Raw genomic sequence first — 23,797 nt, forward strand, 5'->3', positions numbered from 1 at the left:
GATGGCCTGGGCCAGCACGGTCGCGGTGGTGGTGCCGTCACCGGCGTTGTCGGAGGTCTTGGAAGCGACTTCCTTGACCATCTGGGCGCCCATGTTCTGAAGCTTGTCCTTCAGTTCGATTTCCTTGGCCACGGACACACCGTCCTTGGTCACGGTGGGGGCACCGAACGAGCGCTCGAGCACCACGTTGCGGCCTTTGGGGCCCAGGGTGACTTTGACGGCGTTGGCCAGGATGTTCACACCCTCGACCATGCGTGCGCGGGCTTCGCCGCCGAAAATGACGTCTTTTGCTGCCATGTTGATTTCTCCAGAATTCAGTTAAAAGAAATGAAAAGAGAAGAATTACTTCTCAACAACCGCAAACAGGTCGTCTTCTTTCATCACCAGCAATTCGTTGCCATCGACCTTGACGGTCTGGCCGCTGTACTTGCCGAACAGAACGCGGTCACCGACCTTGACGTTCATGGCGGCGAGTTCGCCTTTGTCGTTTTTCTTGCCAGGACCGACCGCCAGGATCTCGCCTTGGTCAGGCTTCTCTGCGGCTGCGTCGGGGATGACGATGCCGGAAGCGGTTTTGGTTTCGCTGTCAATGCGCTTGACGATCACGCGATCGCCGAGAGGACGAAGGTTCATTGCATCTCCTGGATATGGAACGGATGGGAAGGGGGCTCAGGTCGGCGGTGCCGACTTGAAGCCGGGCGGATGCCGCCGATCACTTGGGGAAAGTTTGTTAGCACTCAACCCCAGCGAGTGCTAATGATAAGGGCGACGGCAACCCATTTCAAGGCCGGCGTGCTTTATTTCTGGTGCAGGCGGGGCACGTGGCCGCCCTTTCTCTGAACGGATCGCGCGAACATTTACGATTCCGGGATGGATCGATTCACCTCATCACCCGATCCGACCACTTGTTTTGCTTTCCTGTTCCGCCGCCTGGCGGGATTGGCCGTGCTGTCGTGCGGTCTCTGGTTGGCTCTGTGGCCGGACCTCGCTCGCGCTTCGACGGGCGAAACCGACATCACCTTGCAGGCGCGTCACTGGATCGACATTTCCGGCAACCAGACCATCGAGGAGGTGGTTCGTCGGCCAGCCGGAGATTTCGAGCCCATGGAGGGCCACCGCAGCTTCCAGCTCGACGGCGCCGCGCTGTGGCTGCGTATGGAGTTGCCGCAGCGCGACGCCGGGCGCCGGTGGTACCTGATGCTCAGCGCCGCGGCCTTCACGGATCGGGCCACGCTGTACACCGCGAGCCCGTCGGGCGCCTGGACGGCCCAGCAGGCCGGTGACCACCTGCCGGTCTCGCACTGGACTCACCCGGACCAGACGCCGGTGTTTGCACTCGACCCCCAGGCCACCGGCCCCGTCTGGCTGCGGCTGGAGAACCGGCCTGCACCGCTGAGTCCACGACTGAGCCTGCTGGATGAGCGGCAACTGCAGGAGAAGCGTCAATGGACCTTTCTCATGGTGGGCGGCTACCTGGGCTTCGGTCTGCTGGTGCTGTTCATCGGCTGGGTGCATGCACGCCTCTACGCCGATCGGGCGTTCATCGCCTACTGTTGCTACGTGGCCTGCATGCTGGGCTTTCAGGCCGCTTTCACCGGCATCGGCGGCTTGTTTTTCTGGCCAGACCATGCCGCATGGAACGATGCGGCACCGGCCGTGTTCATGCTGTGGTTGACGGCTTCCGGCATCTGGTTCGTGCGCGAGGTCTGTGTGGTCTCGCGCCACCACCGTGGGGTCGACCGCCTGGTGCTGGCCTGGTCGGTGTTCGGCCTGTTGTTCCCCGCGGCCTACCTGATCCTGCTGAACCAGCCCGCCTTCATCGTGCTCAACCTGTATGGCCTGCTGTCGGTCGTGCTGAGCTTCTGGCTGTGCATCTGGACCTGGCGCAGGGGCGAGACCTACGCAGGCTGGATGGCGTTGGGCTTTCTGCCGGTGCATCTGGGTTATCCCTTTCCCGCCCTGCGCAGCGCTGGCGTGCTGCCGGACAGCTGGGCAACGCAGTACGCCGTGCTGATCGGCTCCGCGATCGAGATTCCACTGTTGCTTTACATCCTGCATCGGCGCGCCAAGGATTTCAGCGAGAACCGCGCCCGCCTGCGTGCGATCGAAAGCACCGATCCCCTGACTGGCCTGACCATTGCGCCGGTGCTCCTGCTGCGCCTGCGCGATGCGCTGCGCCGTTCTCGTCGCTACGGCCACCGCTGCGGTCTGGTGCTGGTGGAGCTCTCCAACCACACCGCCATCATCGAGCGCGAAGGACGCGAGGCTGGCGACAGAGCATTGGTGGTGGCCGCCTCGCGCCTGTCGGCGGTGGTGCGCGATGTGGACACGGTCAGCCGCGTGGCCGAAACACGCTTCGCGATGCTGGTCGAGGGGCCCGAGGATCTCAAGCTGCTGGGTCAGCACATCGTGGCCAAGGGACTGGAGCGGGTGCCTTTGCTGCCAGCAGACCTGCCACTGCGTTTTCGTCTGGTCTCGGCAGCGCTGCCCGACGAAGACGACGAGTCTCTCGACGACACGCGACTGATGGCCCGCCTGCATCGCGCGCTGGATCAATTCGCCGAAGATCCGCGCAGGGTCGTGCTGCACCTGACGCAAACCGCGTAGGGCCGGTCGGCGCTGGAATCAGAAATGGGCCAGGTAACCGCCGTCGACCGCCAGCGTATGACCGGTCATGTAGCTGGCTGCGGGCGAAGCCAGAAACACGGCGGCGCCCGCGATCTCGTCCGGTTGGCCCCAACGGCCGAGTGAACTGCGCTGCTGCAGCCAGGCCAGTGCCTGGGCGTCTTCGACCATGTCTGTGTTGGCTTCGGTGGCAAAGAAGCCCGGGGCGATGGCGTTGACGTTGATGCCGTGCGGGCCGAGCTCGGCCGCCAGGGCGCGGGTCAGGGCTGCGAGCGCGCCTTTGCTGGTGGTGTAGGCCGCGTCGCCGGCGCGGGCGATCGGCCCGGCGATGGAGGTCACGTTGATGATGCGGCCGAATCCCTGGGCACGCATGGGACGCGCTGCTTCCCGGCACAGGTGCCAGGCCGACACGAGATTGGCCTCCAGTACCTCGCGCAAGGCCTGGGCGGGCAGCTTGTCCAGCGGCTGGCGGCGGCGCTGGCCCACGTTGTTGATCAGGATGTCCAGGCGACCGCTTTCAGCCAGCACACGGGTGATGGCGGCGGTGGCAGCGACTTCGTCAGTCACGTCGAACGGCAGTGCGTGGGCGAAACCACCACCCGCTTGTCCGGCGGCGCGGGCTTCCTCCACGGCCATGTTGAGGCTGTCAGCGTCGCGGCCATTGAGCCAGACCTCGGCCCCGTGAGCGGCGAGCGCACGGGCCATGGCCAGGCCCAGGCCACGGCTGGCACCGGTGACCAGGGCCACGCGGCCTTGCAAGGAGAAGAGGGAGGTTGAGATCACGCGCGAATTATCGATGGGCATCACGCCCACCGAGCGACGCGCCTCAAGCCGTGAGTTCGACCATCGACGATTCCGGGAAGGCCAACTCGGGCTCGATGTTCTCCAGCGGCAGCGTGAAGTAGAAGGTGCAGCCGGCGCCTGGAGCGGTTTCGGACCAGATGCGGCCGCCGTGCCGATCGATGATGCGTTGCGCCAGGGCCAGACCCGTGCCGGTGCCCTCGAAGTCCATCGAGTGGTGCTGGCGCTGGAACATCACGAACAGGTTGTGCGCTTTCTCCAGGTCGAAGCCGGCGCCGTTGTCGCTCACGTAGAAGGTGCGCCCGCCCATGGGGTTGACTTTCCAGCCCACCTTGATGACGGCATCCATGCGCTTGCCGGTGTACTTCACCGCGTTGTCGAGCAGGTTGCCCCAGGCCTGGGCCAGCAGCATGGCATCGCCACGAACCACCGGCAGATCCGGATCGATCGACCATTCAATGGAGCGATTGGGGTGCTCTTGTTTGAGGTGGGCGACGACGCCGTGCAACAGCGGCGTGAGCGGCACAGGCTGGCCATCGATCGTCACGCGGCCCAGGCGCGCGTACTCCAGCAGGCCTTCAATCATCGAGCTCATGCGTTTGGCCGCCTTGGCGATCGAAGTCTGGTACTGGCGGGCCAGGTTGTCGGCGGATTCACCGGTCTGCTCCTGCAGCAGGCTCACGAAGCTGGCGATGTGGCGCAGCGGTGCGCGCAGATCGTGAGAGACCATGTGCGAGAACACGTCCAGATCCTTGTTGGCCGCGACCAGTTGCTGCGTGCGTTCGGCCACGCGTTTTTCCAACTCGCGGTTGAGGTCGTTCATGACGTCCTCCAGGCTCTTGGCCGCGGTCATGTCGCGCGTGATGCTCGACAAAGCCTGCAGTTCGCCGGCCTCGTTGCGCAGCGCGGTGAGCACGGTGTGCGCCCAGAAGCGCGAACCGTCCTCGCGCAGGCGCCAGCCGCGCGACTCCCATTGGCCGTGGTCCTTGGCCAGGCGCAGCACCTGGCTGGGGTCCACTTCGTCTTCGCCCGCGTTGTCGGTGCACATCAGCGTCTCGTACGACTGGCCGACGATCTGCGAGCGCTGGTGGCCGTGCAGGCGCTGGGCGCTCTCGGTCCACTCGGTCACGGCGCCGGTTTCGTCCACGAAATAGATGCAGTAATCCTGGATGGCGTCGACCATCAGGCGGTAGCGTTGTTCGCTGGCAAACAGCTCTTCGGAGCGTTCGCGCACCCGCTCTTCCAGATCCTGGTTGGCGTGCAACACGAACTCTTCGGTGCGGCGACGCTCGGTGATGTCGTGCAGTTCGATGAACAGGCCCTCGACCGAACCATTCTGCAGGTCGGGGATGTAGTGGATATCGAAGTAGTTCAGCTCGCCGTCGGCGCCCTTGCGTGCGGCTTCGAAATTCTGCGCCTGGCCGCTGAGCGTGGCCAGCACGCGCGGCATGATTTCAGGCAGCACCTCGGGGCGCACCACCTCGCTCAGGTGCGAGCCCACCATGTCTTCGGGTTCCTTGGCGTAGCGCTGGGCGTGCGCGTTGTTGGCAAAGCGGCAGATCAGGTTCTTGTCGTAGTAGGCCAGCCGCGCCGGGATGCGGTTGGTGATGCTGCGCAAGATCGTGTCCTTCGGTGCATCGATGACGTGGTTGACCGATACATTGCCCTGGTCCGCCACCATGGTGCTGGTGTGCAGGAACCGGCCTTCGGCGTCGTAGATGGCAGTCGAGGTGAGCCGGGCCTGCAGGAAGTCGCCGTTGGCGCGGCGCAGCGTCAGCGAGAGGGGCTCGGTGCGGCCGCTGATCAACAGTTGCTCCACATGCGTGGACGCCAGGCTGCGGCACTCCGGAGCGGCCAGATCCGCGAGCGTCATGAACATGACCACGTCTTCCCGGTCCATGCCGAGCCAGTCCAGCAGCGTCTGGTTGACGTTCACGCAGCGCAGGTCGGCGTCCAGCGCCAACAGGCCGCAGGGCGCGTTGTCGTACAAGGCGCGCGCGGCGTTCAGGGCCGCCATCAGTTCGTCGGTGATGGGTGCCAGCTGCTCAGGGGTCGGTGCAGAGGTGTCCATGGGAAGGGCTCCAGGTCGGTTCGGATCGGGGCAAGGAATTGCTTCGTACTTCCTTATCGGATGCTGGCGGCAAAAATTCAGGGTGTTCGATCACTGGAATGCAGGGTGAATCCCGCCCATTTCTGGCGAAAAAAAGCCCCGGGGCTTGTGCGCCGGGGCTTTTTTTGGTTTGTAAGTGGCTGCTTACATTCCGGCGGCCTTGCGCAGGGCGGCAGCACGGTCGGTGCGCTCCCAGGTGAATTCGGGTTCTTCGCGGCCGAAGTGGCCGTAGGCGGCGGTCTTGGTATAGATCGGACGCAGCAGGTCCAGCATCTGGATGATGCCTTTGGGGCGCAGGTCAAAGTGTTCATTCACCAGGGCGGCGATCTGCTCGTCGGGAATCACACCGGTGCCTTCTGTGTAGACGGTCACGTTCATCGGGCGGGCCACGCCGATGGCATAAGCCACCTGGATCTGGCACTGTTTGGCCAGACCGGCGGCCACGATGTTCTTGGCCACGTAACGAGCGGCATAGGCGGCCGAGCGGTCGACCTTGGACGGGTCTTTGCCGGAAAACGCACCACCGCCGTGCGGGCAGGCGCCGCCGTAGGTGTCCACGATGATCTTGCGACCGGTCAGGCCGCAGTCGCCCTGTGGGCCGCCGATGACGAAACGGCCGGTGGGGTTGATCAGGTACTTGGTGTCCTTGAGCCACTCCTTGGGCAGCACCGGTTTGATGATCTCTTCGATGATGGACTCAACGAACGAGGCCTTCATCTTGTGCGGCGTCTCGCTCTGGTCCGGGCTGTGCTGGGTCGAGAGCACCACCGTGTCGATGCTGTGGGGTTTGCCGTCGACGTAGCGCATCGTCACCTGGCTTTTTGCGTCGGGGCGCAGGAATGGCAGGCGGCCGTCCTTGCGCAGCTGGGCCTGGCGTTCCACGAGGCGGTGCGCATAGTAGATCGGCGCGGGCATCAGCTCGGGCGTCTCGTCGCAGGCGTAGCCGAACATCAGGCCCTGGTCGCCAGCGCCGATGTTCAGGTGGTCGTCGCTGGCATGGTCCACACCTTGGGCGATGTCGTTGGACTGCTTGTCGTAGGCGACCAGCACCGCACAACCCTTGTAGTCGATACCGTATTCGGTGTTGTCGTAGCCGATGCGTTTCAAGGTGTCGCGCGCGGTCTGGATGTAGTCGACGTGCGCGTTGGTCGTGATCTCGCCGGCCAGCACCACCAGACCGGTGTTGCAGAGCGTCTCGGCCGCCACGCGGCTGCGTGGGTCCTGCTCGAAGATTGCGTCAAGGATCGCGTCGGAAATCTGGTCGGCGACCTTGTCGGGGTGGCCTTCAGAGACGGATTCGGAGGTGAAAAGGAAATCGTTCGCCATGTATAAACTCCAAGTTGGTAGATCGGCGTTGCCGGTCTGTCAGAGTTCGGCGAACGCTTTAGCGGAATTTGTGAATCGCCCCGCAATTAGTTCAGTAACTCGGCGATGGGCGAATTCTAGACCAAGGTCCGTGCCCCGTCCCGTTCACCCACCACCGCCTTGGCCCCGCTGATCCAGTTCCTTTTTCGCACCTTGAGTCTGCTGCCGTTGCCGGCGCTGCACGCGCTGGGCTGGGTGCTGGGCTGGGCGAGCTTTCTGCTTTCGGGCCGCTACCGCCGCCGCCTGCTGGCCCATGCGAAGCAGGCGGGGTTTTCCTCAGGCGTTGTGCTGGCTTCCGTTGGGGAGGCGGGCAAGCTGGTGGCCGAGTTGCCACGCCTGTGGCTGGGCCGGCCGGTGCGCGTGGATTGGGACGGTGCCGAGCTCATCGAGCAGGCACAGGCGCGGGGCTCGGGTGTGCTGTTCCTGACGCCGCACCTGGGCTGCTTCGAGATCACCGCCCAAGCCTATGCGCAGCGCTTTGGCGCCCGGCATCCCATGACGGTGCTGTTCCGCCCGGCGCGCCAACCCTGGCTGCGCGATCTGGTGGCGGGCGCGCGCCAGCGCCCGGGTTTGCTGGCTGCACCCACCAACCTGGCCGGTGTGAAACAGCTCATCAAGGCGCTCAAGGGCGGCGATGTGGTGGGCCTGCTGCCCGATCAGGTGCCGCCCGATGGACAGGGCGTCTGGGCACCCTTTTTCGGGCGCGACGCCTACACCATGACGCTCTCGGCGCGCTTGGCGCAAAGTGGTGACACGCAGATGCTGGTCAGCTGGGGCGAGCGGCTGAGCTGGGGCCGGGGCTTTAGGGTGCACGTGCGGCCGTTTGGTCCCCTGGACCGCGACGCCACGGCCGCGGCGCGGCAGATCAACCAGGCCATGGAAGCGCTGGTGCGAGAATGCCCGGCCCAATACCTCTGGTCTTACGACCGTTACAAGAGCCCACCGCCCTTGCGCTGATGTCCGATCCCATTCCCGTCTCCGCCCACCAGTTGCCGCCCGGCGGCATCGCCAATCGGCTGGGGCTGGTTTTCATGCGCGTGTTGGCTGCTGTGCCCTTGTCGTGGGTGCGCGCGCTGGGTTGGGTGCTCGGTCAGGTACTGCATGCGGTCGCAGTGCGCCGCCGCCGCATTGCCCGCACCAACTGGGGTCTGTGTTTTCCGGAGCAAAGCGCCGCTGAGCGCAATCGCGCGGTGCGCCGACATTTCGTGTTTTTTGCCCAGGCCTGGATGGACCGCAGCTGGCTGTGGGAAGCCAGCGATGCGACCATCCGCCAGCGCCTGAAGCTCACGGGTGACCTGCAGGCGCTGGCGGGCAACGAACCCACGGTCCTGTTTGCACCGCACTTCGTGGGCATGGACGCTGGCTGGACTGCCCTGACCGCCCACGTGGAGCGCCGCTTTTGCGGCATCTACGCCGAACAGCTCAACGCCGACGTGGACCGCTGGATGTCCAAGGGCCGTCAGCGCTTTGGCGAGCCCCACATCGTGGCCATGCGCCAGGGGCTCAAGCCGCTCGTGGCAGCGCTGCGCCAAGGCCTGCCGCTGTACCTGCTGCCCGACATGGACTACGGCACGCGCGATTCTGTCTTCGTGCCCTTCTTCGGCGTGCAGACCGCCACCATCACCTCACTCTCGCGGTTTGCACGCATGGCCAGGGCACGGGTGGTGCCGGTGGTCAGCCGCCTGACCAAGGAGGGGTACGAGGTGACGGTGCATGCCCCCTGGCCGAACTACCCCACAGGCGACGTGGAGGCCGACACGGCCATGATGAATACCCACCTTGAGAGCTTCATCCGCGCCACGCCCGAGCAGTACTACTGGGTGCACAAACGCTTCAAGACGCGGCCTGACGGCGAACCTTCGTTCTACGCCAACCTCTGAGCATGCTCGCTCAGGCCCTCAGGAAAGCCCCGATCAGCGCCGTCACCTGCTGCGGCTGCTCGTGCACGATCCAGTGCGTGGCGCGCGGCACGCGCTCGATGCGCAGATCGCCCACATAGCCGTCGAGCCCGTCCAGCAAAGCCTCCGGCAAGGCGGTGTCACCCAGTCCCCAGATCACCAGCGTGGGCACGTTGACAGCGACGCGCTCGCGCGGCAATTGCACGGCCGTCGCGCCGGGATCGCTGGTGGTCGGTGGGCGCAGCGGCGAGGCCGCGTAGTAGCTGCAGGGACCATGCAGGCCCAGGCTCCAGACTTCGCGGTAGCGCTCGCGCGTGGCGCCGTCGAGCCAGGCCATCGGGCCGCTGTCGGCGGCCATGTTGGTGAAGAAGGGCCACAGCCGCGCGAAATCGTTCTCTGCCAGCAGCGCGGGTGCGTCGGGACGCGCAAGGAAGTTCATGTACGCACTCGATGCCTGCTGTGCCGGTGAGTTCGCCAGTTCGCGCTGGAAGGTGGCGGGGTGGGGCGCATTCACGATGGCGAGCTGACGCATGGCCGCCGGCATCTGCGCGGCCACGCTCCAGGCCAGCGCTCCACCCCAGTCGTGCGCCACCAGACACGCGAGTTGTCCTGGCGTGGGGCTGTCCTGTGTGATGACCTCGATCAGCGCGGCAAGGTCCTGCACCAGCGGCTTGGCGCGGTAGGCCGCCACCTCCTTGGGCGCGCTGGAGTGTTCGTAGCCCCGCAGGTTGGGCGCCACGCAGCGATAACCGCCGTGTCGGGGCTGGGCGAAATGTGCCAGCAGCTCGTCCCAAACGAATGCGGCTTCGGGAAAACCGTGGAGAAACAGGAGGACCGGTCGACCCGCCTCGCCCGCAGCCCGGCAGCTCAGCGTGATGCCGTGCGGCAGGGCCTGTAGAAATGTTTCGATCATCGCGGGCGGTCTCCTGGGGCCCGCGCAAGGTCAATCGAGGGCGGGCGGTTCGTCTTCGGGCGTGTGTTGAGGCTGGGCGGCAGGTGCGGCCACGGCCGGACCGTCTTCATGCGTCCAGCGCCAGAGCATCTGCGCCACCTCGTCCAGGCCCTTTTTCTTCAGAGCGGAGAAGAGTCTGGCTTCGCCGCCGCCAGATTGCAGTCGCGCAATCGACAGCGCTTTTTGCGCTTCGGCGTGGTTGAGCTTGTCGGACTTGGTGAGCAGCACCAGGAACTTCAGGCCTTCCTCGACCCGCGGGCGGATCACTTCGAGCAGGATCTCGTCGAGCTCGGTCAGGCCCAGACGTGGGTCGATCAGCAGCACCACGCCTTTGAGGTTCTCGCGCGTGAGCAGGTAGTTGCCCATGACGCGTTGCCACCGAAGCTTGGCTTCACGCGGCACGGCTGCGTAGCCGTAGCCGGGCAAGTCGGCCAGCACGGCATCGGTGACGCCCTGTTTGCCCAGCGAGAACAGGTTGATGCTTTGCGTGCGCCCCGGTGTCTTGGAGGCGAACGCCAGACGCTTCTGCTGCGTCAGGGTGTTGATGCAGGTGGACTTGCCGGCGTTGGAGCGGCCCACGAAGGCCACTTCGGGCACGTCCAGCGCGGGCAGGTGCTCAAGCTGGGGGGCGGTGGTGAGGAAACGGGCGGTGTGCAACCAGCCGTGGGCGATCTTGAGATCGGGGTTCAGCGAATCGGGCGATTTTCCAGCGTTGGGTTTGCGGGCTTGGGGGTTCTTGGCGTCCGCAGACGGAGAAGCAGGGGTGTTGGCTGGAGTGTGGTTCTGGGTCATTGGGGGTGTTTCCCGAGAGGGCATTGTAAAATCGATTGGCTGTAACCAGACATCCCGCGAAATTCTTCAACCTGAACACGTCGCACGCGACGCCCGTCCCGTCATGAAATTGCCTGTTTCCCTTCTTTGCGCCGCCGCTGCCGCGGCTTTGTCGTTCAGTGTCCAGGCGCAGTCGGTCAAACCCGATCTGGCCAAGGGCGCGGCGGTGTTCGGTCAGGTTTGTGTGGCCTGCCACGCGGCAGACGGCAACTCCACCACGCCGGCCAATCCCAAACTCGCTCAGCAGCACCCGGAATACCTGGTGAAGCAACTGCAGGAATACAAGTCGGGCAAGCGTGACAACGCCATCATGAAGGGTATGGCCGCTGGCTTGTCTGAGGTCGACATGCGCAACATCGGCTTCTGGCTGGCGGCTCAGAAGGCCACGCCAGGCGCTGCCACCGACAAAGATCTGGTGACCCTGGGCGAGCGCATCTACCGCGGCGGCATCCCGGACCGCCAGATCGCCGCGTGCGCTGGCTGCCACAGCCCCAACGGTGCCGGCATTCCCTCCCAGTACCCCCGCCTGTCCGGCCAGCACGCCGACTACACCGAAACCCAGCTCAAGCATTTCCGCGACGGCACCCGTGCCAACAACCTCCAGATGACGGGTGTGGCCGCGAAGATGAACGACCGCGAAATCAAGGCGGTGTCCGACTACATCGCGGGTCTGCGCTGAGATTCATCCGGGCTCTTGCCCTTGGTCGGCTGCTGGGATATAAGCAAACGTTAATATTTGCCGGCACAATGCGATAAAGCCTCCCGGCGGTGAACCGCCAGCGAAAAACAACATCACAACAGGGCGCGTTCCGGGATCACTGGAAGCGCCCTTTTTGTTGAACCGTTTTCCCCACTTCTCCATGACCGTTTCCACCCAAGGCCTGCACATCCGCACCGGCTCGCGCATCGTCAGCGAGACGGTGGAGTTGTTGTCGTCGATGCGGTTCTCGATCTCGCTGCTCACGGTCATCTGCATCGCGTCGGTGATCGGCACCGTGGTCAAGCAACACGAGCCGGTCAACAACTACGTCAACCAGTTCGGCCCGTTCTGGGCCGATGTGTTTGCCAGCGCCAACCTCTTTTCGGTGTACAGCGCGTGGTGGTTCCTGCTGATCCTGGCGTTTCTGGTGACCAGCACGAGCTTGTGCATCGCCCGCAACACGCCCAAGATCTTTGCCGACTTCAAGGCCTACAAGGAAAACATCCGTGAGCAAAGCCTGAAAGCGTTCCCGCACCGCGCCGAGAGCACGCTGGGAGAAACGCCGCTGGCCGCGGCCAATCGCATCGGCCAGACACTGCTGGGCTCCGGGTGGAAGGTCAAGCTGCAGTCGCGCGACACCCCGGCGGGACAAGGCTGGATGGTGGCGGCCAAGACCGGTGCGACCAACAAGATCGGCTACCTGGCGGCCCACAGCGCCATCGTGCTGGTGTGCATTGGTGGCTTGCTCGACGGCGACCTGATGGTGCGTGCCCAGACCTGGTTCAACGGCAAGTCGGCGTTCACCGGTGGTGGTCTCATCGCCGATGTGCCAGCCCAGCATCGTCTCTCGTCCAGCAACCCGACCTTTCGCGCCAACCTCCTGGTGACCGAGGGCACAACCGCCAGCACGGCCATCCTGGCCCAGCCCGACGGCGTGTTGCTGCAAGACCTGCCGTTCTCGGTCGAGCTGAAAAAGTTCATCGTCGAGTACTACGACACCGGCATGCCCAAGCTGTTCGCCAGCGACATCGTGATCACCGACTTCGAGACCGGTGAGAAGAAGGAAGCGCGCGTGGAGGTGAACCATCCGGCCAGCCACCGCGGCATCAACATCTACCAGTCGAGTTTTGACGACGGTGGTTCGCGCGTGAAGTTGCAGGCCGTGCCGTTGAACCGACCCACTCGGCCGTTCGAGATCGAAGGCACCATCGGCAGTTCGAGTGCCTTGAGCAACGGCGACGACAAGCTGGTGCTGGAATACACCGGCCTGCGCACGATCAATGTCGAGAACTTCGCCGACGTGAACCCGGCCGCCGGCGTGGACGTGCGCAAGGTCGACCTGCGCAGCTCGATCGAGAGCCGCCTGGGCAGCGGCCACAAGACCACCACCGAGAAGACCCTGCGCAATGTGGGTCCGAGCATCACCTACAAGCTGCGCGATGCGGCGGGCCAGGCGGTGGAGTACCACAACTACATGCTGCCCATGGACATTGAAGGCGCGCGCATGTACCTGCTGGGTCTGCGTGAAACGCCCTCCGAGCCGTTCCGCTACCTGCGCATTCCGGTGGACGAGAACGACAGCATGGAGGGCTTCGTGCGGTTGCGTGCCGCGCTCGATGATCCGCAGATGCGCGAACTCGCGGTGCGTCGCTACGCTGTCTCGGCGGTCGAAGACGGGCGCCCGGAGCTGGCCGAAGCCCTGGTGGCCTCGGCCACGCGCGCACTGGCCTTGTTTGCCGGCGCGGAACCCGCGGCCCAGATCACGCCGGTGGCTGAGGTGAACGGTGTGGCGACCACCAAGCCACGGGGGCAAGGCGGTTTGCAGGCCGTGTCGAATTTTCTGGAAACCAATGTGCCGCAAGCCGAGCGCGAGCGTGCCAGCGAAGTGCTGGTGCGCATCCTGAACGGCACCTTGTTCGAGCTGTTGCAGGTCAGCCGCGAACGTGCCGGATTGCCGCCGCTGGAGCGCAACGACGCCACACAGCAGTTCATGACGCAGGCGGTGATCAGCCTGAGCGACACCTTTTTCTACCCTGCGCCCATGACGTTCCAGCTCAAGGACTTCACGCACGTGCAGGCCAGTGTGTTTCAGGTCGCGCGTGCGCCGGGCCAGAACATCGTTTACCTTGGCTGCCTGTTGCTGATCGTGGGTGTGTTTGCCATGCTCTATGTGCGCGAACGGCGCCTCTGGGTGTGGCTCTCGCCCTCGGGCGAGCAGGCTTCCCAGGCCAGCATGGCGCTGTCGTCGAACCGCAAGACGATGGAAGCCGACCGCGAATTCGAACTTTTGAAGACCCAGTTGTTGAAGGTGCCAGCATGAATACCGCCACTGCGAACCAGACCATCGAACTGAAGAAGGACCGCGGCGGTCAAGGCCTGGAGCCGAGCTACTTTGCTCGCCGCAATGTGTGGGACTGGCTCTTCGCCGCGCTGGTCGTGGCGGGCACCGCCATCGCGTTTGCGCTCTATGGCGCGGCCATGGATGGCTATGAGAAGGCCATCCTCGTGGGTGTGGCGCCCTCCTTGATCTGGCTCGGCTGGTTCTGGCGGCCGCTGCGTGCGCTGGTCGTGGCCGTGGCGGCATTTGCACTGTTGGCGATCTGGCTCTACCAGACGCCTGCGGGCACCGCCGATCTGGCGCGTGCCGATCAGATGTTCATGCTGAAGTACTTCATCTCCAGCCAGTCGGCCATCCTGTGGATGAGCATGCTGTTCTTCATGAGCACCGCGTTCTACTGGACGGGCATGTTCACCCGCGCTGGCGATACTTTCGAGTTGCTCGGCTCGCGCCTGGCCTGGGTGGCCGTGACCCTGGCGCTCATCGGCACCATGGTGCGCTGGTACGAAAGCCACCAGATCGGCCCCGACATCGGCCATATCCCTGTGAGCAACCTGTACGAGGTATTCGTGTTGTTCTGCTGGATGACGGCGGCCTTCTACCTGTACTACGAAGACCAGTACAAGACCCGCCGCATGGGTGCGTTCGTGATGCTGGTGGTGAGTGCCGCAGTGGGCTTTTTGCTCTGGTACACGGTGATCCGCGAAGCGCATGCGATCCAGCCGCTGGTGCCTGCATTGCAGAGCTGGTGGATGAAGCTGCATGTGCCGGCCAACTTCATCGGCTACGGCACCTTTGCCATCGCGGCCATGCTGGCCTTTGCCTACCTGATCAAACAAAGCGCGAGCGAAACCCGCTGGTACAAGCTTGCCCCGCTGTGGGTCCTGGGACTGGTGCTGTGCCTGGAGCCGATCGTGTTCCGTCAGTCGGCGACCGAGAAGGGTGGCAGCTACTGGTTCGTCTACTTCGGTGTGTCCGCCCTGATCGTGGCCACCATCATGTTCGGACGCAAGCGCATTGCCGAGCGCCTGCCCAGCTTCGAGGTGCTGGATGACGTGATGTACAAGGCCATTGCGGTGGGTTTCGCCTTCTTCACCATTGCCACCGTGCTCGGTGCTCTGTGGGCGGCCGAGGCCTGGGGTGGTTACTGGAGTTGGGACCCGAAGGAAACCTGGGCGCTGATCGTCTGGCTGAACTACGCGGCCTGGCTGCACATGCGCCTCATGAAGGGCCTGCGTGGCACCGTGGCCGCTTGGTGGGCGCTGGTGGGTCTGGCCGTCACGACCTTCGCCTTCCTGGGGGTCAACATGTTCCTGTCGGGCCTGCACAGCTACGGCGAACTCTGATCGCTGCGGTGGGTCAAGCGGGCAGGCCGGGCGGTCTGCCTTGGAACTTTGTAAGAATCGCAGCTGTCCGACGACTCACGGCAAGTCCTGCGCGGCATCCTCTGCGCGGGGCGTTGCATCAGTCAGGACCGCCCCATGATCATCCGCACCACCCAAGACGGCTTCAACCATCCCTTCCCGAGCGAAATCACCTCCAAGGCGGCCTATCAGAACCGTCGGCAGTGGCTGCAGCGAGGCGCGCTCACGGCCGCTGCCCTGGGCGGCGTGGCCTCGTTGGCGACACAAGATGCCTGGTCGCAGGCGACCGGCCCCACACCCCGGCCGGGCAAGCTGCTGCCATTGCCGGGCAAGGCCTCCAGCGTGCCCGGCGCCACCACGGTCGAGAAGCTGACCTCGTACGACGACGCCAGCACCTACAACAACTACTACGAGTTCAGCACCGACAAGGCCGACCCGGCGGTCTACGCCAAGTCGCTCAAGCCCCGTCCCTGGACGGTGGCGGTGGAAGGCCTGGTGAACAAGCCGGGCACGTTCGACCTGGACGCGCTGCTCAAGCTCAGTCCCATGGAAGAGCGCATCTACCGCCTGCGTTGCGTTGAAGGTTGGTCGATGGTGGTGCCTTGGGTGGGCTATTCCATGACAGAGCTCATCAAGCAGGTGCAGCCGCAGGGCAGCGCGAAGTTCGTGGAGTTCGTGACGCTGGCCGACAACAAACAGATGCCGGGCTTGAACTCGAACGTGCTGGAGTGGCCGTATGTGGAGGGCCTGCGGCTCGATGAGGCCATGCACCCGCTCACGCTGCTGGCCTTTGGCATGTACGGCGAGGTGCTGCCCAACCAGAACGGCGCACCAGTGCGCTTGGTTGTGCCATGGAAATACGGTTTCAAGAGCGGCAAATCGATCGTGAAGATCCGCTTCACCGACAAGGAGCCGCGCACCGCATGGAACCGCGCGGCACCGCAGGAATACGGCTTCTATTCGAACGTGAACCCGCAGGTGTCCCACCCGCGCTGGAGCCAGGCGACCGAGCGCCGCATCGGCGAAGAGGGAGGTCTGTTTGCCAAGCGCCGCCAGACGCAGATGTTCAATGGCTACGAGCCGCAGGTTGGCCAGCTGTACGCGGGCATGGACCTTCGCAAGTTCTTCTGACCCGTGGTCCGCTAAGCCATGGGCACTTCCACCGTCTCCCCGACCATCGCAAGGGCGGCAGGCCGTCCCACCGGCTCCCCCATCAACCGCTGGCTTGGTCACCGCGCGGCCAAGCCGATCGGTTTCGTGCTGGCCCTGTTGCCGTTCGCCTGGCTGGTCTGGGCGGCGGTTGCCAACCAACTCGGCGCCAACCCGGCTGAAGCGCTGATCCGTTCGCTCGGCGACTGGACCATCCGTTTCCTGGTGCTGGTGCTGGCCATCACGCCGCTGCGCACGGTGACGGGCTGGGTGGCGCTGGCGCGCCTGCGCCGCATGGTGGGTTTGTTCGTGTTCTTCTACGCCTGCATGCACCTGCTGGCCTACGCCTGGTTCGACATGGAATTCAGCGTGCCGGGCATCGTGGACGACGTCATCAAGCGGCCGTTCATTCTGGTGGGTTTCCTGAGCTGGCTGCTTTTGCTCGCACTGGCAGCCACGTCGTTCAACCGCGCCATCCGGGCGATGGGAGCCCAACGCTGGCAGTTGCTGCACCGCACGGTGTATGCCATCGCCGGCTTGGCCGTGCTGCATTTTTTCTGGATGCGCAGCGGCAAAAACGACTTTGCAGAGGTCGCGGTCTATGCCACCCTCTTTGCGGCGCTGCTCGGCTGGCGCCTCTGGCGGCGGCTCTCCAAGCCGCGCACCGCCTGAGATGCGGCTCAGGCTTGCGGCAGCAAAGTTTCGAGCCGCAACTGATCGGCAGCCGACTCGCGCGCCCTGATCAGTGTGGCGGTGTTTCCATCCACCAGCACCTCGGCGGCCCGTCCGCGCGTGTTGTAGTTGCTCGCCATGCTCATGCAGTACGCACCTGCCGAAAGCACCGCCAGCAGATCACCCGCCTGTGCGGCCAGCGCGCGATCGCGGCCCAGCCAGTCGCCGCTCTCGCACACCGGGCCCACCACATCCCAGGTGACGGGTGCTTCATCGCGGGGAGAGACCTCCACGATGCGGTGAAAAGCCTGGTACATGGCCGGGCGCGGCAGGTCGTTCATGGCCGCGTCCACGATGAGGAAGTTCTTCTGCTCGCCAGGCTTCTGGTAGAGGACCTCGGTGAGGCACACGCCCGCGTTGCCCACCAGCGAGCGCCCGGGCTCGATGAAAATCTTGCGGTCGCCAAAACCGCGTTCGTCCAGGCGCTGCAACAGCTGCTGCCAGAGTGCATCGGCCTGTGGCGGGGCGTCGCCGTGGTAGTCGATACCCAGGCCGCCGCCGAAGTCGATGTGTTCAACAGGCACGCCCGCGGCTTCGATGCTTTCCACGAGGTCGATCACCCTGTCCATGGCGTCAAGGTATGGCCCGGTCTGCGTGATCTGCGAGCCGATGTGGCAGTCGATACCCACCACGCGCAAACCAGCGCAGCCGGCCGCATGCCGGTAAGTGGCCACCACGTCTTCATGCGCGATGCCGAACTTGTTGCCCTTGAGGCCGGTGGAAATGTAGGGGTGGGTCTGGGCATCCACGTTTGGGTTGACTCGCACGCTCACCGGCGCGCGTTGTCCCATGCTGCGCGCCACCCCGTCGAGCACGTCCAGCTCGGCGCGGCTCTCCACGTTGAAGCACCCGATGCCGACTTCCAGTGCGCGGCGCATTTCGGCGCGCGTCTTGCCCACGCCGGAGAAGATCACCTTGCCCGGCTCGACGCCAGCAGCCAGCGCGCGTTCGAGTTCTCCGCCCGAGACGATGTCCAGTCCGCAACCTGCGCGCACCAGTGTCTGCAGGATGCCCAGCGTGGAATTGGCCTTCATGGCGTAGCAGATCTGGTGTGAGCGTCCTGCCAAGCCGCGCTGGTAGGCAGCCAGCGCGTTCAGTATGGCGGCGCGGCTGTACACGAACAGGGGGGTCCCGTGCGCAATGGCCAATTGTTTGAGCGGCACGCCCTCCATCACAAGATCACCCGCCTGGTACGAGATGAAGGGAGGCAGGTTCATGGGTGGCGGGCCGGGCAGGGTGGTCATGCTGGGAGGGAGAGGTGCGGATGGATCTGATGAGCATGCCGGCGGAGGACCCGCTCGGCATTTCAGCGCGGGGCTGTTGTGCTGCCTGGTGTTGCCGGGGTGGCCTGCGTGGGGGTTGCAGAGGCCGGTATTGGTGCTGGATTGGGCAGGTACAGGGGGCCTTTTTGACCGCAAGCCGTCAGCAACAAGAGGCTCAACACCATCCCCACACCCCGAGTGAGTGAAGGGGTGCGGCCTAGAATGCGTGACGTTCTCAACATGCACCCATTGTAATGACCGACACCGAGTACCAAGACCTGGCGGAATCGCTGCTGCGGTCGATCGAGCTGGCCTGCGACCGCATCAACGATCAAACCGATGCCGATGTCGACAACCAGCGAGTGGGCGGCATGATCACCATGACGTTTGCCAACGGCAGCCAGATCATCATCAACCTGCAAAAGCCGTTGCAGGAAGTCTGGCTGGCGGCCCGCGCGGGGGGCTTCCACTACCGCCACGACGGGGTGGCGTGGATGGATACCAAAGGCCAGGGCGAGCTGTTGGCCCACCTCTCCCGCTTCGCCTCCGAACAGTCCGGACAGGCGCTGGACTTCAGTTCCTGAACAGATCCAGGATGCCGCGCCGGTCCTCCACCTGGGGCGGGGGCGCAACTGGTGGGATTGCCGGGTCCGGGACCGGTGGAGCGGCGCCTGGCCACGGATCCTGCAGTCCCAGGCCATGCACTCCGTTGCCGGGACCAAACTCTTCAAAATACCACTCACCGCCCACATTGATGACCCCCGGAGGGGGCGTGTACGCTGCGACCGGCACATCCTTGAGCGCCTGTGACATGAACGAGATCCAGATCGGCAGGCTCAAGCCGCCACCTGTTTCCCGGCTGCCCAGATTTCGCGGCGCGTCGTAGCCTACCCAGGCGGCTGCCACCACCGTGGGCTGGTAGCCCACGAACCAGGCGTCGACCGAATCGTTGGTGGTGCCGGTCTTTCCGAAAAGATCGGTCCGCTTCAAGGTGGCCTGCGCACGCGCAGCCGTGCCGGAGCGTGTGATCTCCTGCAGCAGGCTGTTCATGATGAAGGCGTTGCGCGGCTCGATGGCCCGTTGGGCATCGGTGAGCGTGGGCTCAGTCGCTTCGTAGATCACTTTGCCTTTGTGATCGGCAACCCGGGTGATCAGCGTCGGGGCGACGCGGTAACCACCGTTGGCGAACACGCCGTAGCCCACTGCCATCTGCATCGGCGTGACCGAACCCGCGCCCAGAGCCATCGTGAGGTAGGGCGGATGCTTGCCGACATCAAAGCCAAAACGCCCCACCCACTGTTGCGCGCTCTGGGTGCCCACCAACTGGAGCACGCGGATCGACACCATGTTCTTGGACTTGGCCAGTGCGCGACGCACCGACATCGGCCCCTCGAACTGCCCGTCGTAGTTCTTGGGCTCCCACGGCTTGCCTCCGGTCGCGTCGGCGCTGTAGAACAGTGGCGCGTCGTTGACCACGGTCATCGGTGTCAGCCCTTTTTCAAGTGCAGCGGAATAGATGAAGGGCTTGAAGCTTGAGCCCGGCTGGCGCCAGGCCTGAGTCACATGGTTGAACTTGCTCTTCTGAAAATCGAAGCCGCCCACCAGTGCAAGGACTTTGCCGGTGCGAGGATCCATGGCCACAAAGGCCGACTCCACGTCAGGCAACTGCGTGATCCGCCATGCGTTGTTGGTGGTTTGCACCACCCTGACCACCGCACCAGGCCGGATCTTGATGTTGGGCCCGGCCTTCTCCGACAGGCCGGATTGAACCGGCTTGAGGCCATCACCCGTGATTTCAAAGGGTTCTCCGTCCTGCCGCACCGCGAGCACACGTTTGGGTCCTGCCTCGAGCACCACAGCAGACAGCAGGTCGTCGTTGTCTGGCCTTTCCGTCAGGGCGTCGTCCACTGCTTCATCGAGGGCCGCCTTGTCGGTGGGTAGATCGATGAACAGCTCGGGCCCCCGGTAGATCTGACGCCGTTCGTAGTCCAGCACCCCCTGACGCACGGCTCGGTAAGCCGCCAGCTGCTCCGTCTGTTTGAGGGATGTCGTGACCACCAACCCCCGGGTATAGGCCTCCTCACCGTACTGAGTGACGATGGCTTGCCGAACCATCTCTGCCACGAACTCCGCATGTACCTGGGGGACACTTCCCACTGAACGCAGCCTCAGATCCTCGGATTTGGCCTGCTCAGCCTGTTCGGCCGTGATGAACCCGTTTTCCACCATGCGGTCGATGATGTGCAATTGGCGAGCGCGGGCCCGCCGCGGGTTCCTGACCGGGTTGTAGGCTGAAGGCGCCTGAGGCAGGCCCGCCAGCATGGCGGCCTCCGCGATCGTCACGTCCTTGAGCGCCTTGCCGAAATAGACCTGGGCTGCCGACGAGAACCCATAGGCTCGCTGACCCAGGAAGATCTGGTTCATGTAGATCTCGAGAATCTGCTCCTTCGTGAGCATGTGCTCCAGCTTGAAGGTCAGCAGGACCTCGTAGATCTTGCGCGTGTAGCTCTTCTCGGCAGACAGGTACACGTTGCGTGCAACCTGCATGGTGATCGTCGAGGCGCCCTGGCTCTTGGCCTGACGCAGGTTTGCCAGGGCGGCGCGGATCATGCCCCGGTAGTCGACGCCGCTGTGCTCGAAAAAGCGGGCGTCCTCAATGGCCAGCACCGCGTTCTTCATCACCTCGGGAATTTCGTTGATCGTGAGCAGGTTGCGGCGCTCTTCGCCGAACTCGCCGATCAGCTGTCCTTCCGCGGTCAGCACGCGCAATGGCAGCTTGGGTCGGTAGTCGGCGAGTCCCGTCACGTCGGGAAGATTCGGGTAGGCAACAGCCAACGCGATACCCACGGCCATCAGCACGCTTACAACACCTGCCGCCGCCAGTCCGGCCACAGCCACCACCAAGCGTCCCACCCAGATGAGTGCCGTGTGCCCCGCAGATACTGGCTTGGAAGATTCGGAAGGGGTGGGGGTATCTTGGGTGGGCATGCAGTCGATCAAGGCCTCAAACCCTGATTATAAAAATGGCGCGAAGCGGCCTGAGCCAGCGTTGTCGGCATATTGTGAGTTGTTGTGTATTTCGCTGACCAAAGGTTCATGACAGGGTTGGCGGCCCAGCTTCAATACGTAGGATTTTGACAACGTTTCGATTTGTCGCAAAAGCAAAATTTCTTTGCTGGACAAAGGGCTTGCTGCTAGCATTCAAGTGAAGTCTTAAGTCTGACGCCCTCTGGCGTCATCATATCTGGGGGTCACCTTGATCTCATTGGGGTCGTTATTCAGCCGGGAACCGGCGCCCATGTTGGGCATTGACGTGAGCTCGTCGAGCGTCAAACTGGTTGAACTGTCCCGCAACCGATCTGGCGATCTGGTGCTGGAGCGTTGTGCCATGGAGCCGCTCGAACGTGGCTGGATCACCGACGGCAACATCGAAAAGTTTGACGAGGTGGCCGAAGCCGTTCGGCGAGTGGTCCGCAAGAGTGGCAGCAAGACGAAAAACGTGGCCTTGGCGCTGCCTGCATCCGCGGTGATCACCAAAAAGATCATCCTGCCCGGAGGGTTGTCCGACAAGGAGCTTGAGGCGCAGGTTGAATCTGAAGCCAATCAGTACATTCCCTTTTCACTCGACGAAGTGAGCCTGGACTTTTGTGTCATTGGTCCCAGCGCCAATTCGGTGGGCGACGTCGAGGTCCTGATTGCTGCGTCGCGCAAGGAAAAAGTATCGGACCGTCAGGGTCTGGCCGAAGCGGCCGGCCTCAAGCCGGTGGTGATGGACGTCGAGTCCTACGCCTCCCGCATGGCCGCAGGAAGGGTCATCGAGACGTTGCCCAACCAAGGCATAGATTCTTTGGTGGCGCTGTTTGAAGTGGGCGCCCTGACGACCAGCATGCAGGTCATGCGCAACGACGATGTTTTGTATGAGCGGGATCAGGCCTTTGGTGGTGCACAGCTGACGCAGTTGATTGTTCGCCAGTACGGTTTCTCCGCTGACGAGGCTGAGGCCAAGAAGCGTTCCGGTGACTTGCCGGATGATTACCGTGCGGCTGTCCTGGATCCTTTCATTGAAAGCATGGCGCAAGAGGTCGGCCGGGCACTGCAGTTCTTCTTCACCAGCACGCCCTACAACAAGGTGGACCACATCCTGCTGGCGGGCGGCAGTGCAGCGTTGCCGGGGCTGACGGAGGCGGTGACGCACCAGACTTCGTTTGCCTGCATGGTCATCAATCCCTTCGATGCCATGGAAATGGCGCCCTCCATACAGGCTCGCAAGATCTCGCGCGAAGCGCCTTCGTACTTGACGTCAACCGGGTTGGCCTTGCGGAGGTTCTACCAATGATCTTGATCAACCTGCTGCCCCATCGAGAGGCGGCGCGCAAGCGGCAAAAGGATCAATTTTTTACGCAGCTGGGTCTGTCAGCTTTGTTGGGCGGCATCGTTTGTGGCGCTGTGTTCACCTGGTATCAAGGGCAGATCGCCGCGCAGCAGGATCGCAACGCGTTCCTGCAGGCCGAAATAACCCGCCTGGATACCGAAATCAAGGACATCGCGAGCCTGCAAAAGGAAATTGCATCCCTGCGGGCCAGGCAAACCGCGGTTGAGGACCTGCAGGGCGACCGCAACACACCGGTGCATCTGCTGGACGAGTTGGTAACCCAGTTGCCTGACGGCGTTTACCTCAAATCCATGAAGCATGAGAACCAAAGTGTCTTGCTCAATGGCGTGGCCCAGTCCCAGGAGCGGGTGTCCGACCTGCTGCGCAATCTGGCCAACAACAGCCAATGGCTGGTGCGCCCCGAGTTGATCGAGATTGTGTCTTCCAGCGTTGCTTTGGCTGCACAACAGAGGCGGGTATTCAACTTCTCCATCCGCGCTTCACTCAAACGCCCCTCTGCCGAAGCAGGGACCGCTCCCGCCGGCGCACCTGCCGCCCCGGGCAAGGTCTGACACAGGCAACGCATCATGGCCAAATCGCCCAGCATCAACGTGGACTTCAAAGGAGTCCAGGAAAAACTCAAGAGCCAGTTCACCGGGCTCGATCCCAACGATCCTTCGCAGTGGCCCGGCCTGCCGCGCAATCTGTTGTTTGTGGCGGTGTGTGTGGCGGTCATTGCCGGCTTGTGGTTTGCCTGGTTGAAAGACTCCGACGAGGAGTTGATCGCCGAGAAGGCCCGCGAGCAGCAGCTTCGCGAAGACTACAAGAAGAAGGCCGTGCAAGCGGTCAACCTGGATGCATTGCGCAAGCAACTGGAACAGGTGCAGCAGTACGTCACGCAGCTTGAAAAGCAACTGCCCAGCAAGGCCGAGATGGACGCCCTGTTGTCAGATATCAACCAGGCGGGCCTGGGTCGCAGCTTGCAGTTTGAGCTGTTCCGCCCAGGCGCTGTCAGCGTGAAGGAGTACTACGCTGAATTGCCGATCTCGGTGCGTGTGACGGGTACTTACCACGACATCGGACTGTTCGCTGCCGACATCGCGAACCTTTCCCGCATCGTGACGCTGAACAATCTGTCGCTGACGCCGGTGGCCAATCGCGAAGGCGTTCTGACGATGGACTGCGTCGCCAAGACCTTCCGGTACCTGGATCAGGACGAAATTGCTCTCCAACAAAAAGCACAGGGAGCCAAGAAGTGACTTCCTCGACTTATTTGAATCGCCTTGCCGTGCTTGCAG

Annotated in this window: 22 protein-coding genes; 12 read left to right on the forward strand and 10 right to left on the reverse strand. The window is 63.7% G+C overall.

The window, feature by feature from the left end; genetic code table 11:
- Together V6M63_RS16400 and groES are read right to left on the reverse strand one after the other, a co-directional pair.
- Positions 1-297: TCP-1/cpn60 chaperonin family protein (locus tag V6M63_RS16400; RefSeq protein ID WP_332743604.1), on the reverse strand; the 297-nt coding region annotated here is incomplete at its 3' end.
- Between the two features lie 45 nt (positions 298-342).
- On the reverse strand, positions 343-633 hold the full coding sequence (gene groES / locus V6M63_RS16405) for a co-chaperone GroES (RefSeq protein ID WP_056268329.1): 291 nt from the start codon (positions 631-633) through the stop codon (positions 343-345).
- Positions 634-870: 237 nt separating this feature from the next.
- Between groES and V6M63_RS16410 the strand changes: the two genes are divergently transcribed.
- Positions 871-2,607 carry a sensor domain-containing diguanylate cyclase gene (locus V6M63_RS16410; RefSeq protein ID WP_332743607.1) on the forward strand — a complete coding sequence of 579 codons (1,737 nt, stop codon included), beginning with the start codon at positions 871-873 and terminating at the stop codon, positions 2,605-2,607.
- 18 nt (positions 2,608-2,625) lie between these two features.
- Here V6M63_RS16410 and V6M63_RS16415 read toward each other — a convergent pair whose 3' ends face one another.
- The 3 genes from V6M63_RS16415 to metK all read right to left on the reverse strand — a co-directional run bounded on the left by V6M63_RS16415 (position 2,626) and on the right by metK (position 6,862).
- Entirely contained in the window at positions 2,626-3,408 is a 783-nt protein-coding gene (locus tag V6M63_RS16415; protein WP_332743608.1) for an SDR family oxidoreductase, read from the reverse strand.
- A gap of 43 nt (positions 3,409-3,451) precedes the next feature.
- Positions 3,452-5,497: a PAS domain-containing sensor histidine kinase gene (locus tag V6M63_RS16420; RefSeq protein WP_332743609.1), complete on the reverse strand. Its 2,046-nt coding sequence runs from the start codon at positions 5,495-5,497 to the stop codon at positions 3,452-3,454.
- Positions 5,498-5,680: 183 nt separating this feature from the next.
- The gene (gene metK / locus V6M63_RS16425) at positions 5,681-6,862 is read right to left on the reverse strand and encodes a methionine adenosyltransferase (RefSeq protein ID WP_332743610.1); all 1,182 of its coding nucleotides are present in this window, start codon (positions 6,860-6,862) and stop codon (positions 5,681-5,683) included.
- 159 nt (positions 6,863-7,021) lie between these two features.
- Here metK and V6M63_RS16430 point away from each other — a divergent pair, with 159 nt between their 5' ends.
- Positions 7,022-7,858 carry a lysophospholipid acyltransferase family protein gene (locus tag V6M63_RS16430; RefSeq protein ID WP_332743611.1) on the forward strand — a complete coding sequence of 279 codons (837 nt, stop codon included), beginning with the start codon at positions 7,022-7,024 and terminating at the stop codon, positions 7,856-7,858.
- The gene (locus V6M63_RS16435; protein WP_332743613.1) at positions 7,858-8,781 is read left to right on the forward strand and encodes a lysophospholipid acyltransferase family protein; all 924 of its coding nucleotides are present in this window, start codon (positions 7,858-7,860) and stop codon (positions 8,779-8,781) included. Before V6M63_RS16430 ends, V6M63_RS16435 begins: the two co-directional genes overlap by 1 nt.
- 10 nt (positions 8,782-8,791) lie before the next feature.
- Here the strand turns inward: V6M63_RS16435 and V6M63_RS16440 are convergent, their stop codons facing one another.
- Entirely contained in the window at positions 8,792-9,712 is a 921-nt protein-coding gene (locus V6M63_RS16440; RefSeq protein WP_332743615.1) for an alpha/beta fold hydrolase, read from the reverse strand.
- Positions 9,713-9,742: 30 nt separating this feature from the next.
- Positions 9,743-10,543: a ribosome biogenesis GTP-binding protein YihA/YsxC gene (yihA, locus tag V6M63_RS16445; protein WP_332743617.1), complete on the reverse strand. Its 801-nt coding sequence runs from the start codon at positions 10,541-10,543 to the stop codon at positions 9,743-9,745.
- Positions 10,544-10,646: 103 nt separating this feature from the next.
- Between yihA and V6M63_RS16450 the strand changes: the two genes are divergently transcribed.
- From V6M63_RS16450 to V6M63_RS16470, 5 genes are all read left to right on the forward strand, one after another.
- The gene (locus tag V6M63_RS16450) at positions 10,647-11,261 is read left to right on the forward strand and encodes a c-type cytochrome (RefSeq protein ID WP_332743618.1); all 615 of its coding nucleotides are present in this window, start codon (positions 10,647-10,649) and stop codon (positions 11,259-11,261) included.
- 181 nt (positions 11,262-11,442) lie between these two features.
- Entirely contained in the window at positions 11,443-13,602 is a 2,160-nt protein-coding gene (locus tag V6M63_RS16455) for a cytochrome c biogenesis protein ResB (protein ID WP_332743619.1), read from the forward strand.
- Positions 13,599-14,966, forward strand: coding sequence for a c-type cytochrome biogenesis protein CcsB (gene ccsB / locus V6M63_RS16460; protein WP_332743620.1), 1,368 nt, complete (start codon positions 13,599-13,601; stop codon positions 14,964-14,966). The genes V6M63_RS16455 and ccsB overlap by 4 nt, the downstream gene beginning before the upstream one ends.
- 135 nt (positions 14,967-15,101) lie before the next feature.
- Positions 15,102-16,115: a protein-methionine-sulfoxide reductase catalytic subunit MsrP gene (gene msrP / locus V6M63_RS16465; RefSeq protein WP_332743621.1), complete on the forward strand. Its 1,014-nt coding sequence runs from the start codon at positions 15,102-15,104 to the stop codon at positions 16,113-16,115.
- An 18-nt stretch (positions 16,116-16,133) separates the two neighbouring features.
- Positions 16,134-16,805 carry a sulfite oxidase heme-binding subunit YedZ gene (locus tag V6M63_RS16470; protein ID WP_332743622.1) on the forward strand — a complete coding sequence of 224 codons (672 nt, stop codon included), beginning with the start codon at positions 16,134-16,136 and terminating at the stop codon, positions 16,803-16,805.
- Positions 16,806-16,813: 8 nt separating this feature from the next.
- Here the strand turns inward: V6M63_RS16470 and lysA are convergent, their stop codons facing one another.
- On the reverse strand, positions 16,814-18,109 hold the full coding sequence (gene lysA / locus V6M63_RS16475) for a diaminopimelate decarboxylase (RefSeq protein WP_332743623.1): 1,296 nt from the start codon (positions 18,107-18,109) through the stop codon (positions 16,814-16,816).
- A gap of 62 nt (positions 18,110-18,171) precedes the next feature.
- Positions 18,172-18,369 (reverse strand): LPS translocon maturation chaperone LptM, encoded by a 198-nt coding sequence (gene lptM / locus V6M63_RS24575; RefSeq protein WP_442909605.1) that lies wholly within the window; start codon positions 18,367-18,369, stop codon positions 18,172-18,174.
- Between the two features lie 12 nt (positions 18,370-18,381).
- On the opposite strand from lptM, the gene cyaY reads away from it, so the two are divergent.
- Positions 18,382-18,711 carry an iron donor protein CyaY gene (gene cyaY, locus V6M63_RS16480; RefSeq protein ID WP_332743624.1) on the forward strand — a complete coding sequence of 110 codons (330 nt, stop codon included), beginning with the start codon at positions 18,382-18,384 and terminating at the stop codon, positions 18,709-18,711.
- Here the strand turns inward: cyaY and V6M63_RS16485 are convergent.
- The gene (locus V6M63_RS16485) at positions 18,701-21,115 is read right to left on the reverse strand and encodes a penicillin-binding protein 1A (protein WP_332743625.1); all 2,415 of its coding nucleotides are present in this window, start codon (positions 21,113-21,115) and stop codon (positions 18,701-18,703) included. The genes cyaY and V6M63_RS16485 overlap by 11 nt on opposite strands.
- A gap of 268 nt (positions 21,116-21,383) precedes the next feature.
- Between V6M63_RS16485 and V6M63_RS16490 the strand changes: the two genes are divergently transcribed.
- From V6M63_RS16490 to V6M63_RS16500, 3 genes are read left to right on the forward strand one after another with little or no spacing between them, the layout of a single operon-like run.
- Positions 21,384-22,463 carry a pilus assembly protein PilM gene (locus tag V6M63_RS16490; RefSeq protein WP_056273293.1) on the forward strand — a complete coding sequence of 360 codons (1,080 nt, stop codon included), beginning with the start codon at positions 21,384-21,386 and terminating at the stop codon, positions 22,461-22,463.
- Positions 22,460-23,071 carry a PilN domain-containing protein gene (locus tag V6M63_RS16495; RefSeq protein WP_332743627.1) on the forward strand — a complete coding sequence of 204 codons (612 nt, stop codon included), beginning with the start codon at positions 22,460-22,462 and terminating at the stop codon, positions 23,069-23,071. The genes V6M63_RS16490 and V6M63_RS16495 overlap by 4 nt, the downstream gene beginning before the upstream one ends.
- Positions 23,072-23,086: 15 nt before the next feature.
- Entirely contained in the window at positions 23,087-23,758 is a 672-nt protein-coding gene (locus V6M63_RS16500) for a type 4a pilus biogenesis protein PilO (RefSeq protein WP_332743628.1), read from the forward strand.
- Positions 23,759-23,797 lie beyond the last annotated feature (39 nt).

The sequence above is a fragment of the Hydrogenophaga sp. genome, assembly GCF_036675665.1.
Lineage (GTDB): Bacteria > Pseudomonadota > Gammaproteobacteria > Burkholderiales > Burkholderiaceae_C > Hydrogenophaga.